At 47.4% G+C, this 17,470-nt stretch carries 11 protein-coding genes; 2 read left to right on the top strand and 9 right to left on the bottom strand.

The window, feature by feature from the left end; genetic code table 11:
- Window positions 1–24: 24 nt before the first annotated feature.
- The 7 genes from ACOJUO_RS06585 to ACOJUO_RS06555 form a co-directional block, all read right to left on the bottom strand.
- On the bottom strand, window positions 25–1,728 hold the full coding sequence (locus ACOJUO_RS06585; protein ID WP_422139313.1) for an F-box/WD repeat-containing protein: 1,704 nt from the start codon (window positions 1,726–1,728) through the stop codon (window positions 25–27).
- A gap of 162 nt (window positions 1,729–1,890) precedes the next feature.
- Window positions 1,891–3,594 (bottom strand): F-box-like domain-containing protein, encoded by a 1,704-nt coding sequence (locus ACOJUO_RS06580; RefSeq protein ID WP_422139312.1) that lies wholly within the window; start codon window positions 3,592–3,594, stop codon window positions 1,891–1,893.
- A 194-nt stretch (window positions 3,595–3,788) separates the two neighbouring features.
- Complete coding sequence (locus tag ACOJUO_RS06575) at window positions 3,789–5,459, bottom strand: F-box/WD repeat-containing protein (protein ID WP_422139311.1); 1,671 nt, start codon at window positions 5,457–5,459, stop codon at window positions 3,789–3,791.
- 173 nt (window positions 5,460–5,632) lie between these two features.
- Entirely contained in the window at window positions 5,633–7,336 is a 1,704-nt protein-coding gene (locus ACOJUO_RS06570; RefSeq protein WP_422139310.1) for an F-box/WD repeat-containing protein, read from the bottom strand.
- Between the two features lie 161 nt (window positions 7,337–7,497).
- The gene (locus ACOJUO_RS06565) at window positions 7,498–9,198 is read right to left on the bottom strand and encodes an F-box/WD repeat-containing protein (RefSeq protein ID WP_422139309.1); all 1,701 of its coding nucleotides are present in this window, start codon (window positions 9,196–9,198) and stop codon (window positions 7,498–7,500) included.
- Between the two features lie 192 nt (window positions 9,199–9,390).
- Window positions 9,391–11,058 (bottom strand): F-box/WD repeat-containing protein, encoded by a 1,668-nt coding sequence (locus ACOJUO_RS06560; protein ID WP_422139308.1) that lies wholly within the window; start codon window positions 11,056–11,058, stop codon window positions 9,391–9,393.
- A gap of 163 nt (window positions 11,059–11,221) precedes the next feature.
- A complete protein-coding gene (locus ACOJUO_RS06555) occupies window positions 11,222–12,919 on the bottom strand; it encodes an F-box/WD repeat-containing protein (RefSeq protein WP_422139307.1) in 1,698 nt (565 codons plus the stop codon).
- 331 nt (window positions 12,920–13,250) lie between these two features.
- On the opposite strand from ACOJUO_RS06555, the gene ACOJUO_RS06550 reads away from it, so the two are divergent.
- Both ACOJUO_RS06550 and ACOJUO_RS06545 read left to right on the top strand, forming a co-directional pair.
- Complete coding sequence (locus ACOJUO_RS06550) at window positions 13,251–13,505, top strand: type II toxin-antitoxin system RelE family toxin (RefSeq protein WP_422139306.1); 255 nt, start codon at window positions 13,251–13,253, stop codon at window positions 13,503–13,505.
- Window positions 13,489–13,815 carry a helix-turn-helix domain-containing protein gene (locus ACOJUO_RS06545; protein ID WP_422139305.1) on the top strand — a complete coding sequence of 109 codons (327 nt, stop codon included), beginning with the start codon at window positions 13,489–13,491 and terminating at the stop codon, window positions 13,813–13,815. Before ACOJUO_RS06550 ends, ACOJUO_RS06545 begins: the two co-directional genes overlap by 17 nt.
- A 133-nt stretch (window positions 13,816–13,948) precedes the next feature.
- Here ACOJUO_RS06545 and ACOJUO_RS06540 read toward each other — a convergent pair whose 3' ends face one another.
- Complete coding sequence (locus ACOJUO_RS06540; protein ID WP_422139304.1) at window positions 13,949–15,661, bottom strand: F-box/WD repeat-containing protein; 1,713 nt, start codon at window positions 15,659–15,661, stop codon at window positions 13,949–13,951.
- A gap of 113 nt (window positions 15,662–15,774) precedes the next feature.
- On the bottom strand, window positions 15,775–17,457 hold the full coding sequence (locus ACOJUO_RS06535) for an F-box/WD repeat-containing protein (RefSeq protein ID WP_422139303.1): 1,683 nt from the start codon (window positions 17,455–17,457) through the stop codon (window positions 15,775–15,777).
- Between the last annotated feature and the right edge of the window lie 13 nt (window positions 17,458–17,470).

Genomic DNA, 17,470 nt, shown 5'->3' with positions numbered 1-17,470 from the left:
GAAATTTTTTTTCAAGGTCATAGATCAAAAGAGGATGCATTCAGCCTGAGACAGGAGGTGGGTTAAGCACATTCGATCATCATCGGCCTTCGATAGTTCAGTGATTCTCGCACTGGCATCAAAACTGACGGTCACCACATGTCGGTCATCGGGACTGAAGTTGGCTGAGATGACTCCTTTATCGTGTCGGATGATGGCTTTTTTCAGCCATGACCCATCGGTCTGCAGACCAAAAACTTTCGCCGTACCATCCGTACTGGCGGTTACCATATGACAACCATCGGCACTGAGGGTGGCTGAGTGGACGCTGTTATTATGGCTAATGCAGGCTTTTTCTTGCCATGATCCATCGGCCTGAAGACTACTGATTCTTGCCGTGTTATCTCTACTGGTGGTCACCACATGAAGGCAATCGGCAGTGAAGGTGGCTGAGGTGATCTCGTTATTGTGGGTGATGCAGCCTTTTTCCTGCCATGATGAATCAGCCCTCTGGCTGTGGATTTTCGCCTTGTGATCCCAACCGGTGGTCACCATATGGCAGCTATCGGCGCTGAAGGTGGCCAGGATGATAATATCATCATGGGAGATCGTGGCTGATTTTTTCCATGATCCATCGGCCTGCAGGTTAAAGATAATTGCCTTATGATCTGAATCTTTGGTTAACAGGTGGCAGCTATCGGCGCTGATATTGACAATTACGATCGGGTTTTCTTCAATGGTGGCTTTTTCCACCCATGATCCAGAGGCCTCCTTGCCGTAGATTGAAACAACGAATTCTGTATCCTGGATCACCAAAAGACTCTCATTGGCGCTGAGCCTGGCCGATTCGATTGGACTGGTATGGCAAATGGTTTCCTCTAATTCCCATGATCCATTGTCTCCCTGAGCAAAGATTTTCACCGTGTGATCTCGACCGACAATCACCAAACGGCAGCCATCAGCAGTGAAGGTGGCTGATCTGACATTAATAACATCTGGAATGGTGGCTTTTGCTTCCCAGGTTCCATTGTCCGCCTGACTGTAGATAGTGAATGCCCTTTCATAACCGGCGGCTAACACATGACGGCCATCAGAGCTAAAGCAGGCCGACCTGACTGGACCATTATGGGTAATAGTGTTTTTTTCTTCCCAGGTTCCATCATTCTCCTGGCCATAGATTTTCAACTTATGATCCCAACTGGCGGTCACCACACGGCGGCTGTCGGCGCTGAAGGTGGCTGTCCTGATATAGTCAGCATGGGGAATTTCGGTTTTTTCTACCAGCTTGAATTTTTTACATTGAGACATCAGTTTACTGTTGGTGAAAAGGAGCTGAGCAGGAAAGTAAGTACTTTCTCGTTGTTTTAAAAGTGACTCGACAGTGTCCTCATCCGCAAACGGCGCCAGCCAGTCACGGAGTTGTTGTTCATCTTTTCTCGTTATCATGGCCTTTAGTTGATATTGGTGCCGTGAAGGAAACCGCCGAAACCAGGCTCTTTCCAGAGCTTTATCGTTTTCAACAAGATCGCGAAGATGCCTGCATACCTTGGCTAAACGGGTAATCTCTCGAAAACCCAAATAGCGAATAATCATTGACTTTGTTTCATAGGGTAAACAGAGCAATGGCGATTGATTTTGCATGTATACACTAACCTCCCTGCTTGCACTGAAAACCGTTGATGCTTCCTCAAGTTGAGGTTGTCCATGAGTTGGCGAGTCAATACCCGAATTGCTGTTAACAGGGCTCATGCCTGGCTCCTTCAAAACTCCAAAGTGGGAATTTATCTTTGTATGAAAAAGACATTCAAAATGGATTCGACTCGGCTTCAGGATGAAAGTTCAAAATATTGGGGTCAGTGAAATCAGGAAAAAGCAGAGCTCTGATCCGGGAAAATTTTTCAAGGTCATGGCTCAAAAGAGGAGACAATCAGCATCAGGCGGGTGCTGGATTGTGCTCATTTGATCATCATCGTCCTTCCACAGCTCAGTGATTCTCGCAATGTAATTTTCAGTGGTGGTCACCACGTGTCGGTCATCGGGACTGAAGTTGACTGACATGAGTCCTCTCTCGTGTCGGATGGTGGCTTTTTCCAGCCATGCGCCATCGGTCTGCAGACCAAAAACTTTCGCCGTACCGTCGGCACTGGCGGTTACCACAAGACGACCATCGGCACTGAAGGTGGCTGAGTAGACGCTGTTCTTATGGCTAATGTTGGCTTCTTCTTGCCATGATCCATTGGCCTGCAGGCCAATGATTTTTGCCGTACCATCCTCACTGGTGGTCACCACATGGAGGCAATCGGCACTGAAGTTGGCTGAGGTGAGTTCGTCCTTGTGGGTAATGCAGGCTGTTTCTTGCCATGATGAATCAGCCCTCCGGCTATAGATTTTCGCCTTGTGATCCCTACTGGCGGCGGTGACCACATGGTAGCTATCGGCGCTGAAGGTGGCTGTGGTGGGTATAAAATCATGAGGAATCGTGTCTGCTTTTTTCCATGATCCATCGGCCTGCAGGTTAAAAATATTTATCTTGACACCTGTTCTGGTTAACAGGTGGCAGTTATCGGCGCTGATATCTTTAATTGCTTCCTGGGTGCCTTGAAGGGTGGCTTTTTCCACCCATGATCCACCGGCCCCCTTGCCATAGATTGTAACAACGGCATTTATATCGTGGATCGCCAGAAGACTCTCATCGACACTGAACCTGGCCGAATTGACCGGACTGGTATGGTAAATAATGTCCTCTAATTCCCATGATCCATTGTCCCCCTGACCAAAGAATTTCACCGTGTGATCTGGAGCGACAGTCATCAAACGGCGGCCATCAGCAGTGAAGGTGGCTGATCTGAAATTAAGAACATTTGGAATGGTGGCTTTTGCTTCCCAGGATCCATTGTCCGCCTGACTGAAGATAGTGAGTGTCTTATCATAACCGGCGGCTAACACATGACGTCCCTCAGAGCTAAATGAGGCCGACCTGACTGCACCATTATGGGTAATAATGTTTTTTTCTTCCCAAGTTCCATCATTCTCCTGGCCATAGATTTTCAACTTATGATCCCAACTGGCGGTCACCACACGCCGACTGTCGGCACTGAAGTTGGCTGTGTTGATAAAGTTAGCATGGGGAATTTCGGCTTTTTCTACCAGCTTGAAATTTTTACATTGAGACATCAGTTTACTGTTGGTGAAAAGGAGCTGAGCAGGAAAGTAAGTACTTTCTCGTTGTTTTAAAAGTGACTCGACAGTGTCCTCATCCGCAAACGGCGCCAACCAGTCACGAAGTTGTTGCTCATCTTTTCTCGTTATCATGGCCTTTAGTTGATATTGGTGTTGTGAAGGAAATCGGCGAAACCAGGCTCTTTCCAGAGCTTTATCGTTTTCAACAAGATCGCGAAGATGCCTGCATACCTTTACTAAACGGGTAATCTCGCGAAAACCCAAATAGCGAATAATCATCGATTTTGTTTCGTGGGGTAAACAGAGGAATGGCGATTGATTTTGGTTGTATACACTAACCTCCCTGCCTGCACTGAAAACTGTTGATGCTTCCTCAAGTTGAGGTTGTCCATGTGTTGGCGAGTCAATACCCGAATTGCTGTTAACAGGGCTCATGCCTTACTCCTTCAAAACTCCAAAGTGGGAATTTATCCTTGTATGAAAAAGACATTCAAAATGCATTTGACTCAGTTTTAGGATGAAAGTTCACAATATCGAGGTCAGTGAAACCAGGAAAAACAGAGCCCTGATCCGGGAAAATTTTTCAAGGTCACGGATCAAAAGAGGAGACAACTAACCTCAGGCAGACGTTAGGTTACACTCATTCGTTCATCATCGTCCTTCCACAGTTCAGTGATTCTCGCACTGTAATCAACACTGACGGTCAGCACGTATCGATCATCGGGACTTAAATTGGCTGAGGTGACTCCTCTTGCGTGCTGGATGGTGGCTTTTTCCAGCCATGACCCATCTGCCTGCAGACCACAAAATTTCGCCGTACCATCCGCACTGGCGGTTAACACATGACAACCATCGGCGCTGAAGCAGGCTGAGGTGACATTGCGCTTATGGATAATGCTGGCTTCTTCCTGCCATGATCCATCGGCCTGAAGACCACTGATTTTTGCCGTATTATCGTGACTGGTGGTCACCACATGGAGGCAATCGGCACTGAAGGTGGCTGAGCTGATGTTTCTAGCGTGGGATATACAGGCTTTTTCCTGCCATGATGAATCGGCCCTACGGCTATAGATTTTCGCCTTGTGATCCCAACTGGCGGTCACCACATGGCAGCTATCGGCGCTGAAGGTGGCTGTGATGATCAAATTATCATGATAAATCGAGGCTGCTTTTTTCCATGATCCATCGGCCTGCAGGTTAAAGATATCTGCCTTGTGACCTGGACTGAAGGTTAACAGATGGCAGCTATCGGCGCTGAAATTGGCGATTTCGGTCTGGGGGCCTTGAAGGGTGGCTTTTTCCACCCATGATCCAGCGGTCCCCTTGCCATAGATTGTAACAACGAGATGTATATCGTGGATCGCCAGAAGACTCTCATCGTCGTTGAACCTGGCCGAATCGATCGCACTGGTATGGTAAATAGTCTCCTCTAATTCCCATGATCCGTTGTCTCTCTTAACAAAGAATTTCACCGTCTGATCTGGACCGCCAGTTACCAAGCGGCGGCCATCAGCGGTGAAGGTGGCTGAACTGGCATTAAGTACATGGGGAATGGTGGCTTTTGCTTCCCATGATCCATTGTCTGCCTGACCATAGATAGTGAATGTATTATCATAACCGGTAGCCAATACATGACGGCCATCAGAGCTAAAGCTGGCCGACTTGGCTGGACGATCATGGATAATAGTGTTTATTTCTTCCCAGGTTCCACCATTCTTTTGGCCATAGATTTTCAACTTATGATCCAAACTGGCGGTCACCACGCGGAGGCTGTCGGCGCTGAAGGTGGCTGTGTTGAGAGCGTATGCAAGGGGGATTTCCGCTTTTTCTACCAGCTTGAATTTTTTACATTGAGACATCAGTTTACTGTTGGTGAAAAGGAGCTGAGCAGGAAAGTAAGTACTTTCTCGTTGTTTTAAAAGTGACTCGACAGTGTCCTCATCCGCAAACGGCGCCAACCAGTCACGAAGTTGTTGCTCATCTTTTTTCGTTATCATGGCCTTTAGTTGATATTGGTGTGGTGAAGGAAACCGGCGAAACCAGGCTCTTTCAAGAGCTTTATCGTATTCAACAAGATCGCGAAGATGTCTGCATACCTTTGCTAAACGGGTAATCTCGCGAAAACCCAAATAGCGAATAATCATCGACTTTGTTTCGTGCGGTAAACAGAGGAATGGCGATTGATTTTGGTTGTATATACTAACCTCCCTGCCTGCACTGAAAACTGTTGATGCTTCCTCAAGTTGAGGTTGTCCATGTGTTGGCGAGTCAATACCCGAATTGCTGTTAACAGGGCTCATGCCTGGCTCCTTCAAAACTCCAAAGTTGGTATTTATCTTTGTATGAAAAAGACATTCAAAATGCATTTGACTCGGTTTTTGACTCGGTTTTATGCTGAAAGTTCACACTATTGAGGTCAGTGAAACCAGGAAAAACAGAGCCCTGATCCGGGAAAATTTTTCAAGGTAATGGATCAAAAGAGGAGGCAACTAGCCTCAGACAAGAGGTGGGTTATGCTCATTCGATCATCATCGTCCTTCCGCAGCTCAGTGATTATCGCAGTGTTATCAACACCGAGGGTCATCACATATCGATCATCGGGACTGAATTTGGCTAAGGTGACTCCTTTCTCGTGTCGGATGGTGGCTTTTTCCAGCCATGCGCCTTCGGTCTGCAGACCAAAAACCTTCGCCGTACGATCATGACTGGCGGTAACTACAAGACGACCATTGGCACTGAATGTAGCTGTGTAGAGGATGCTCTTATGGCTAATGTTGGCTTCTTCTCGCCATGATCCATTGGCCTGCAGGCCATGGATTTTTGACGTGTTATCAGTACTGGTGGTCACCACATGAAGGCAATCGGCACTGAAGGTGGCTGAGAAGACTATGCCCTTGTGGGTAATGCAGGCTGTTTCTTGCCATGATGAATTAGCCTTCCGGCTATAGATTGTCGCCTTGCAATCCCAACCGGTGGTCACCACATGGCAGCTATCGGAGCTGAAGGTGGCTGAGGCGATTGCATCATCATGATAAATCGTGGCTGCTTTTTTCCATGATCCATCGGCCTGCAGGTCATAGATATTTGCCGTGTGATCTGAACTGAAGGTTAACAGGTGGCAGCTATCGGCGCTAATATTGACAATTACGCTCGGGGTGTCTTTAAGGGTGGCTTTTTCCACCCATGACCCATCGGCCCTCTTGCCATAGATTGTAACAACGAAATGTGTATCCTGGATCGCCAGAAGACTCTCATCGACACTGAACCTGGCCGAATTGACCGGACTGGTATGGTAAATAATGTCCTCTAATTCCCATGATCCATTGTCCCCCTGACCAAAGAATTTCACCGTGTGATCTGGAGCGACAGTCATCAAACGGCGGCCATCAGCAGTGAAGGTGATGGATCTGACATTGAGAAAGGGAATGGTGGCTTTCGCTTCCCAAGATCCATTGTCCGCCTGACTGTAAATAGTGACTGTATTATCATAGCTAATGGCTAACACATGAAGTCCATCAGAGCTAAAGCTGGCCGACATGACTGCACCATTATGATGGGTAATAGTGTTTTTTTCTTCCCAGGTTCCACCATTCTTCTGGCCATAGATTTTCAACTTATGATTCGCACTGGCGACCACCACACGACGGCTGACGGCACTGAAGGAGGCTCCTTTGATACCGCCAGCATAGGGAATTTTGGCTTTTTCTACCAGCTTGAATTTTTTACATTGAGACGTCAGTTTACTGTTGGTGAAAAGGAGCTGAGCAGGAAAGTAAGTACTTTCTCGTTGTTTTAAAAGTGACTCGACAGTGTCCTCATCCGCAAACGGCTCCAACCAGTCGCGAAGTTGTTGCTCATCTTTTTCCGTTATCGTGGCCTTTAGTTGATATTGGTGTCGTGGAGGAAACCGCCGATACCAGGCTCTTTCCAGAGCTTTATCGTTTTCAACAAGGTCGCGAAGATGTCTGCATACCCTGGCTAAACGGGTAATCTCGCGAAAACCCAAATAGCGAATAATCATCGACTTTGTTTCGTAGGGTAAACAGAGGAATGGAGATTGATTTTGGTGGTATACACTAACCTCCCTGCCTGCACTGAAAACTGTTGATGCTTCCTCAAGTTGAGGTTGTCCATGTGTTGGCGAGTCAATACCCGAATTGCTGTTAACAGGGCCCATGCCTGGCTCCTTCAAAACTCCAAAGTTGGTATTTATCTTTGTATGAAAAAGACATTCAAAATGCATTTGACTCGGTTTTATGCTGAAAGTTCACAATATTGAGGTCAGTGAAACCAGGAAAAACAGAGCCCTGATCCGGGAAAATTTTTCAAGGTAATGGATCAAAAGAGGAGGCAACTAGCCTCAGACAAGAGGTGGGTTATGCTCATTTGATCATCATCGTCCTTCCGCAGCTCAGTGATTCTTGCACTGTAATCATTACTGATGGTCACCACATATCGGTCATCGGGACTGAAGTCGGCTGAGAGGACTCCTCTCTCGTGTCGGATGGTGGCTTTTTCCAGCCACTTCCCTTCGGTCTGCAGACCAAAAACTCTCGCCGTACCATCTGCACTGGCGGTCACCACAAGACGACCATCGGCACTGAAGGTGGCTGAGAGGATTTTTTCCTTATGGGTAATGCTGGCTTGTTTTCGCCATGATCCATCGGCCTGCAGGCCACTGATTTTTGCCTTGTTATCTTTACTGATAGTCACCACATGAAGGCAATCGGCACTGAAGGTGGCTGAGATGACTTCGTACTTGTGGGTAATGCAGGCTTTTTCTTGCCATGATGAATCGGCTCTGCGGCTATAGATTTTCGCCTTGTAATCCCAACTGGCGGTCACCACATGGCAGCTATCGGCGCTGAAGGTGGCTGTTTCGAGTATATAATCATGGGAAATCGTGACCGCTTTTTTCCATGATCCATCGGCCTGCAGGTTAAAGATACTTGCCTTGTAACCTGAATCTTTGGTTAACAGGTGACAGCTATCGGCGCTGATATCGGCAAGTGCGATATGGGTGCCTTGAAGGGTGGCTTTCTCCACCCACTTTCCAGCGGCCCCCTTGCCATAGGTTGTAACAACGAAATCTGTATCGTGGATCGCCAGAAGACTCTCATCGACGCTGAACCTGGCCGAAATGACCGGACTGGTATGGTAAATAATGTCCTTTAATTCCCATGATCCATCGTCCCCCTGACCAAAGAATTTCACCGTGTGATCTGGAGCGACAGTCATCAAACGTCGGCCATCAGCAGTGAAGGTGATGGATCTGACATTGAGAACATGGGGAATGCTGGCTGTTGCTTCCCAGGATCCGTTGTTCGCCTGACTGTAGATAGTGACTGTCTTATCATAACCGGTGGCTAAAACATGACGACCATCAGAGCTCAAGCTGGCCGACATGACTGCACCATTATGGGTAATAGTGTTTTTTTCTTCCCAGGTTCCACCATTCTCCTGGTCATAGATTTTCAACTTATGATCCTCACTGGCGGCCACCACACGGCGGCCGACGCCACTGAAGGTGTCTTTGCTGATGCCAGCATGGGGAATTTTGGCTTTTTCTACCAGCTTGAATTTTTTACATTGAGACATCAGTTTACTCCGGGTGAAAAGGAGCTGAGCAGGAAAGTAAGTACTTTCTCGTTGTTTTAAAAGTGACTCGACAGTGTCCTTATTTGCAAACGGCGCCAACCAGTCACGAAGTTGTTGCTCATCTTTTCTCGTTATCATGGCCTTTAGTTGATATTGGTGTTGTGAAGGAAACCGCCGAAACCAGGCTCTTTCCAGACCTTTATCGTTTTCAACAAGATCGCGAAGATGTCTGCATACCTTTGCTAAACGGGTAATCTCGCGAAAACCCAAATAGCGAATAATCATCGACTTTGTTTCGTAGGGTAAACAGAGGAATGGCGATTGATTTTGGTGGTATACACTAACTTCCCTGCCTGCACTGACAACTGTTGATGCTTCCTCAAGTTGAGGTTGTCCATGTGTTGGCGAGTCAATACCCGAATTGCTGTTAACAGGGCCCATGCCTTACTCCTTCAAAACTCCAAAGGTGGTATTTATCCTTGTATGAAAAAGACATTCAAAATGCATTTGACTCAGTTTTAGGATGAAAGTTCACAATATCGAGGTCAGTGAAACCAGGAAAAACAGAGCCCTGATCCGGGAAAATTTTTCAAGGTCATGGGTCAAAAGAGGAGACAACTAATCAGGCAGGCGTCAGGTTACACTCATTCGATCATCATCGTCCTTCCACAGCTCAGTGATTCCCGCACTGTGATCATAACTGATGGTCACCACATGCCGGTCATCGGGACTGAAGTCGGCTGAGATGACTCCGTTTTCGTGTCGGATGGTGGCTTTTTCCAGCCATGACCCATCGGTCTGCAGATCAAAAACTTTCGCCGTACCATCCAAACTGGCGGTAACCACAAGACGAGCATCTGCACTGAAGGTGGCTGAGAGGACGACGTGCTCATGGCTAATGGTGGCTTCTTCTTGCCATGATCCATTGGCCTGCAGGCCATTGATTTTTGCCGTGTTATCACAACTGGTGGTCACCACATGGAGGCAATCGGCACTGAAGTTGGCAGAGGAGAGCTCGTTATTGTGAGTAATGCAGGCTTTTTCTTGCCATGATGAATCCGCACTCTGGCTATAGATTTTCGCCTTGTGATCCCGACTGGCAGTGACCACATGGCAGCTATTGGCGCTGAAGGTGGCTGATGTGACTGTATGATCATGAGAAATCGTGGCTGCTTTTTTCCATGATCCATCGGCCTGCAGGTTAAAAATATTTATCTCGAAACCTGTTCTGGTTAACAGGTTGCAGTTATCGGCGCTGATATCTTTAATTGCTTCCTGGGTGCCTTGAAGGGTGGCTTTTTCCACCCATGATCCAGCGGCCCCCTTGCCGTAGATTGTAACAACGGAATTTATATCGCGGATCGCCAGAAGACTCTCATCGACACTGAACCTGGCCGAATTGACCGGACTGGCATGGTAAATAGTGTCCTCTAATTCCCATGATCCATTGTCCCCCTGACCAAAGAATTTCACCGTGTGATCTGGACCGGCAGTCACTAAACGAAGCCCATCAGCAGTGAAGGTGACTGAACTGATATTACGAACATTGGGAATGCTGGCTGTTGCTTCCCAGGATCCATTGTCCGCCTGACTGTAGATAGTGACTGTCTTATCATAACTGATGGCTAACACATGAAGGCCATCAGAGCTGAAGCTGGCCGAACTCACTGCACGATTATGGCTAATAGTGCTTTTTTCTTCCCAGGTTCCACCATTCTCCTGGCCATAGATTTTCAAATTATTATCCCAACTGGTGGTCACTACACGGCGGCTGTCGGCGCTGAAGGTGGCTGTGATGATAACGTCAGCATGGGGAATTTTGGCTTTTTCTGCCAGCTTGAATTTTTTACATTGAGACATCAGTTTACTGTTGGTGAAAAGGAGCTGAGCAGGAAAGTAAGTACTTTCTCGTTGTTTTAAAAGTGACTCGACAGTGTCCTTATCTGCAAACGGCGCCAACCAGTCACGAAGTTGTTGCTCATCTTTTTCCGTTATCATGGCCTTTAGTTGATATTGGTGTCGTGGAGGAAACCGCCGAAACCAGGCTCTTTCCAGAGCTTTATCGTTTTCAACAAGATCGCGAAGATGTCTGCATACCTTTGCTAAACGGGTAATCTCGCGAAAACCCAAACAGCGAATAATCATCGACTTTGTTTCGTGGGGTAAACAGAGGAATGGCGATTGATTTTGGTTGTATATACTAACCTCCCTGCCTGCACTGAAAACTGTTGATGCTTCCTCAAGTTGAGGTTGTCCATGTGTTGGCGAGTCAATACCCGAATTGCTGTTAACAGGGCCCATGCCTGGCTCCTTCAAAACTCCAGAGTTGGTATTTATCTTTGTATGAAAAAGACATTCAAAATGAATTCGACTCGGTTTTATGATGAAAGTTCACAATATTGAGGTCAGTGAAACCAGGAAAAAAACAGAGCCCTGATCCGTTAAATTTTTTCAAGGTCATGGGTCAAAAGAGGAGACAACCAGCCTCAAGCAGGTGCTGGGTTGTGCTCATTCGATCATCATCGTCCTTCCGCAGCTCAGTGATTCTTGCACTGTAATCATTACTGATGGTCACCACATATCGGTCATCGGGACTGAAGTCGGCTAAGGTGATTAGTCTCTCGTGTCGGATGGTGGCTTTTTCCAGCCATGACCCATCGGCCTCCTGGCCATAAATTTTCGCCGTACCATCCACACTGGTGGTTATTACATGACAACCATCTGCACTGAAGGTGGCTGAGGAGACGCTGCTCTTATGGCTAATGTTGGCTTCTTCTCGCCATGATCCATTGGCCTGCAGGCCATGGATTTTTGCCGTCTTATCAACACTGGTGGTCGCCACATGGAGGCAATCGGCACTGAAGGTGGCTGAGAAGAGTTCGTCATTGTGGGTAATGCAGGCTTTTTCCTGCCACGATGAACCGGTTCTTCGGCTATAGATTTTCGCCTTGTAATACTTACTGGCGGTTACCACGTGGCAGCTATCGGCGCTGAAGGTGGCTGAGATGGGTTCATAATCATGAGAAATCGTGGCCGCTTTTTTCCATGATCCATCGGCCTGCAGGTTAAAAATATTTATCTCCAAACCTGTTCTGGTTAACAGGTGGCAGTTATCGGCGCTGATATCTTTAATTGCGTTCTGGGTGCCTTGAAGGGTGGCTTTTTCCAGCCATGATCCAGCGGCCCCCTTGCCGTAGATTGTAACAACGGAATTTATATCGCGGATCGCCAGAAGACTCTCATCGACGCTGAACCTGGCCGAAATGACCGGACTGGTATGGTAAATAATGTCCTTTAATTCCCATGATCCATCGTCCCCCTGACCAAAGAATTTCACCGTGTGATCTGGAGCGACAGTCATCAAACGTCGGCCATCAGCAGTGAAGGTGATGGATCTGACATTGAGAACATGGGGAATGCTGGCTGTTGCTTCCCAGGATCCGTTGTCCGCCTGACTGTAGATAGTGACTGTCTTATCATAACCGGTGGCTAAAACATGACGACCATCAGAGCTCAAGCTGGCCGACATGACTGCACCATTATGGGTAACAGTGTTTTTTTCTTCCCAGGTTCCACCATTCTCCTGGTCATAGATTTTCAACTTATGATCCTCACTGGCGGCCACCACACGGCGGCCGACGCCACTGAAGGTGTCTTTGCTGATGCCAGCATGGGGAATTTTGGCTTTTTCTACCAGCTTGAATTTTTTACATTGAGACATCAGTTTACTCCGGGTGAAAAGGAGCTGAGCAGGAAAGTAAGTACTTTCTCGTTGTTTTAAAAGTGGCTCGACAGTGTCCTTATCTGCAAACGGGGCCAACCAGTCGCGAAGTTGTTGCTCATCTTTTTCCGTTATCGTGGCCTTTAGTTGATATTGGTGTCGTGGAGGAAACCGCCGATACCAGGCTCTTTCCAGAGCTTTATCGTTTTCAACAAGGTCGCGAAGATGTCTGCATACCCTGGCTAAACGGGTAATCTCGCGAAAACCCAAATAGCGAATAATCATCGACTTTGTTTCGTAGGGTAAACAGAGCAACGGTGATTGATTTTGGATGCATACACTAACCTCCCTGCCTGCACTGACAGCCTTTGGTGATCCCTCAAGTTGAGGTTGTCCAGGGGTTGGCGAGTCAATACCCGAATTTCTGTTAACAGGGCTCATGTCTGGTTCCTTCAAAACTCCAAAGTTGGTATTTATCCTTGTATGAAAAAGACATTCAAAATAGATTCGACTCGGCTTCAGGATGAAAGTTCAAAATATTGGGGTCAGTGAAACCAGGAAAAAACAGAGCCCTGATCCGTGAAAATTTTTCAAGGTCGTGGGTCAAAAGCAAAAGAGGAGACAACCAGCCTCAGGCAGGTGTTAATCACCTGATGGTACCAGCGTTTGCATGTTCGCTTAGTTCAGGCATAAAAAAACCGCCATTCCGTGGGACAGAAAAAATGGTGGTTGTTAGGCTGTAATTCTAATAAATTAACTTATAATATAAGTCATGAATACTATAAGCTGGTCCAACAAAGCCCGTAAGCAGCTTCTTAAACTGCCTAACAAAGAGGCCAAAAAAATACATGAAGAAGTGTTGGCTCTTGAGTGCTTTCCGGCTTGTCAGAACATAAAGAAACTCACGAACCACCAGTACGAATATCGTTTACGAGTGGGACCTTTCAGAGTCTTTTTCAACTTCGACGGTGCTGTTCGTATCGTCACCATAGAAGAGGTTAAACGTAGAAATGAACATACCTACTGACGTTCAGATCATTACTCATTCTGGTAAACCGGCTTTTGCAGTGGTTCCTTATGACCAATGGCTGCAACTCACTGGCCAGGCCACTGAAGCCTATTTCCCCCATGAAGTGGTCGGGTTCCAGCTACAGGGTTTGAGCCTGATTACTGCGTGGCGCAAGTATAAAAAACTGACCCAGACACAACTGGCTGACCGGCTCGGTATCAGCCAGTCGGCTATGGCCCAGATTGAGAACACGGAATCGCCAACCGAACGAACCCTGTCCCGTGTGGCGCAAGCCCTGGGTATCAATGTTAAGCAGCTGGAAGACTGAATGTATGAAAAGAACATCCAAAATGGATTCAACAGGTTGGACTCGGTTTTTATGATGAAAGTTCACAATATTGAGGTCAGTGAAACCAGGAAAAACAGAGCCCTGATCCGGGAAAATTTTTCAAGGTAATGGATCAAAAGAGGAGGCAACTAGCCTCAGACAAGAGGTGGGTTATGCTCATTTGATCATCATCGTCCTTCCGCAGCTCAGTGATTCTTGCACTGTAATCATTACTGATGGTCACTACATATCGGTCATCGGGACTGAAGTCGGCTGAGAGGACTCCTCTCTTGTGTCGGATGGTGGCTTTTTCCAGCCACTTCCCTTCGGTCTGCAGACCAAAAACTCTCGCCGTACCATCTGCACTGGCGGTCACCACAAGACGACCATCGGCACTGAAGGTGGCTGAGAGGATTTTTTCCTTATGGGTAATGCTGGCTTGTTTTCGCCATGATCCATCGGCCTGCAGGCCACTGATTTTTGCCGTGTTATCTTTACTGATAGTCACCACATGAAGGCAATCGGCACTGAAGGTGGCTGAGATGACTTCGTACTTGTGGGTAATGCAGGCTTTTTCTTGCCATGATGAATCGGCTCTGCGGCTATAGATTTTCGCCTTGTAATCCCAACTGGCGGTCACCACATGGCAGCTATCGGCGCTGAAGGTGGCTGTTTCGAGTATATAATCATGGGAAATCGTGACCGCTTTTTTCCATGATCCATCGGCCTGCAGGTTAAAGATACTTGCCTTGTAACCTGAATCTTTGGTTAACAGGTGACAGCTATCGGCGCTGATATCGGCAAGTGCGATATGGGTGCCTTGAAGGGTGGCTTTCTCCACCCATTTTCCAGCGGCCCCCTTGCCATAGGTTGTAACAACGAAACGTGTATCGTGGATCGCCAGAAGACTCTCATCGACGCTGAACCTGGCCGATTCGATCGGAGTGGTATGGTCAATGGTGTCCTCTAATTCCCATGATCCATTGTTTCCCTGGCCAAAGATTTTTACCGTGTGATCTGTACCGGCAGTCACCAAACGGCGACCATCAGCAGTGAAGGTGACTGATTTGGCAGTGGGAACATGGGGAATGGTGGCTTTTGCTTCCCAGGATCCATTGTCCGCCTGACTGTAGATAATGAATGTCTTATCACAACCGGTGGCTGACACATGATGGCCATCAGTGCTAAAGCTGGCCGACATGACTGAACCATCATGGGTAATAGTGTTTTTTTCTTCCCAGGTTCCACCATTCTCCTGGCCATAGATTTTCAACTTATGATCCACACTGGCGGTCATCACACGGCGGCTGTCGGCGCTGAAGGTGGCTGTGGTGACATAAGAAGCGTGGGTAATTTTGGCTTTTTCTGCCAGCTTGAATTTTTTACATTGAGACATCAGTTTACTGTTGGTGAAAAGGAGCTGAACAGGAAAGTAAGTACTTCCTCGTTGTTTGAAAAGTGACTCGACAGTGTCCTTATCCGCAAACGGTGCCAGCCAGTCACAGAGTTGTTGCTCATCTTTTCTCTTTATCGTGGTCTTTAGTTGATATTGGTGTTGAGAAGGAAACCGGCGAAACCAGGCTCTTTCCAGAGCTTTATCGTTTTCAACAAGATCACGAAGATGCCTGCATACCTTTGCTAAACGGGTAATCTCGCGAAAACCCAAACAGCGAATAATCATCGATTTTGTTTCGTAGGGTAAACAGAGGAATGGCGATTGATTTTGGTGATATACATTAACGTCTCTGCCTGCACAGACACCTGTTGCCGCTTCCTCCAGTCGAGGTCGCCTGGGTGCTGGCGGGAGTAAATCGTCACGGCCGGAATTGTTGTTCAAAGGGTTCATGTCTGGCTCCTCTTGTGTTCAAAAGTCATTACTTACCCCTGCCTGGAAAAGACATCTAAAGTTGATTTGATCTGTTAGAGTCATTTTCACGACGGAAGTTCAAAATATTGAGGTCAGTGGAAATAAGAAAAAGAAGCGCCCTGATCCGGGAAAAATAGCTCAGTGATTTTCGCTGCGTACTCGGTGACGACTACCACATGTCGGCTATCGGCACTGAAGGTGGCCCATTGGACTGCACCTTCATCCTCGTGTTGGAGGGTGGCTTTTTCCAGCCATGATCCGTCGGCCTCCTGGCCACAAATTTTCGCTGTACCATCTGCACTGGCAGTGACCAAATGACAACCATCGGCACTGAAAGTGGCTGAGATGACACACTCCTTATGGATAATGCTGTCTTCTTCTTGCCATGATCCATCGGCCTGCAGGCCACTGATTTTTGCCGTGTTGTCATCACCGGCGGTCACCACATGGAGGCAATCGCTGCTGAAGTTGGCTGAGTTGATCCCTCCGTTGTGGGAAATGCAGGCTTTATGTTGCCATGATGCAGGGGCCTTCTGGCTATAGATTTCCGCCTTGCCATCCATACTGGCAGTGACCACATGACGGCAATCGGCGCTGAAGGTGGCTGAGCCGATCACGTCACTATGATGAATAGCCGTTATTTCTTGCCATGATCCATCAGCCTGCAGACCACAGATTCTCGCCGTGCAATCAAAACTGGCGGTTACCAGATGGCAGCTATCGGCGCTGAAGTTGGCTGAGCTGATTGCTTTCTTGTGTTGAAAAGTGGCTTTTTCCAACCATGATCCAGCGACCCCCTGGGCGTAGATTTTTACAACATAATCTTCATCGAAGATCACCAGATGATGGCCATTGGCGCTGAGCATGGCCGAACAGACCGGACTACTATGGTCAATAATGCCCTCCGGTTGCCATGATCCATCGCCCCCCTGACCAAAGATCTTCACCGTATGACCCAGACTGGCAGTCACTACACGGCGCCCATCAGCACTGAAGCTGGCTGAACTGACATGATCAATATGGTGAATAATGGCTTTTTCTTCCCATGATCCATCATCCTTCAGACCACAGATTTTCGCTGTGCCATCGTGACAGGCAGTGACCAGATAACGGCCATCGGGGCTGAAGCTGACTGACATGACCATACTACTATGGGTAATAGTGGCTTTTTCTTCCCATAATCTATTGGCCTCCAGGCGGTAGATTTTTGCTGTGTTATCAAAACTGGCGGTTGCCAGGAAGTGGCCATCGGGACTGAAAGTGGCTTCGGAGACAGGACCAGCATGAGTAATCCTGATTTTTTCCACTAGCTTGAATTTTTTACATAGAGACATCAATTTACTGTTGGTGAAAAGTAACTCAACAGGGAAATGAATATTCTTTCGGTGTTCAATGAGCGACTCGGTAGTGTCCTTATTAGCAAAAGGCGCCAACCAATCACGGAGTTGTTGCTCATCTTTTTTCGTTATCGTGGCTTTTAGTTGATATTGGTGTTGTGAAGGAAACCGGCGACCCCATGCTCTTTCCTGTGCTTTATCGTTTTCAACAAGATCGCGAAGATACCTGCATACCTTTGCCAAACGGGTAATCTCGCGAAAACCCAAATAGCGAATAATCATCGATTTTGTTTCGTAGGGTAAACGGAGCAATGGCGATTGGTTTTGGTTGTATACACTAATCTCCCTGCCTGCACTGACAACCGTTGGCACTTCCTCAAGGTAAGCTTGTCCATGTGTTGGCGAGTCAATACCCGAATTGCTGTTAACAGGTCCCATGCCCGACTCCTTC

This window comes from Endozoicomonas sp. ALC020 (genome assembly GCF_049275935.1).
Lineage (GTDB): Bacteria > Pseudomonadota > Gammaproteobacteria > Pseudomonadales > Endozoicomonadaceae > Endozoicomonas_A.
This window is presented reverse-complemented; position numbering and strand designations above follow the sequence as displayed.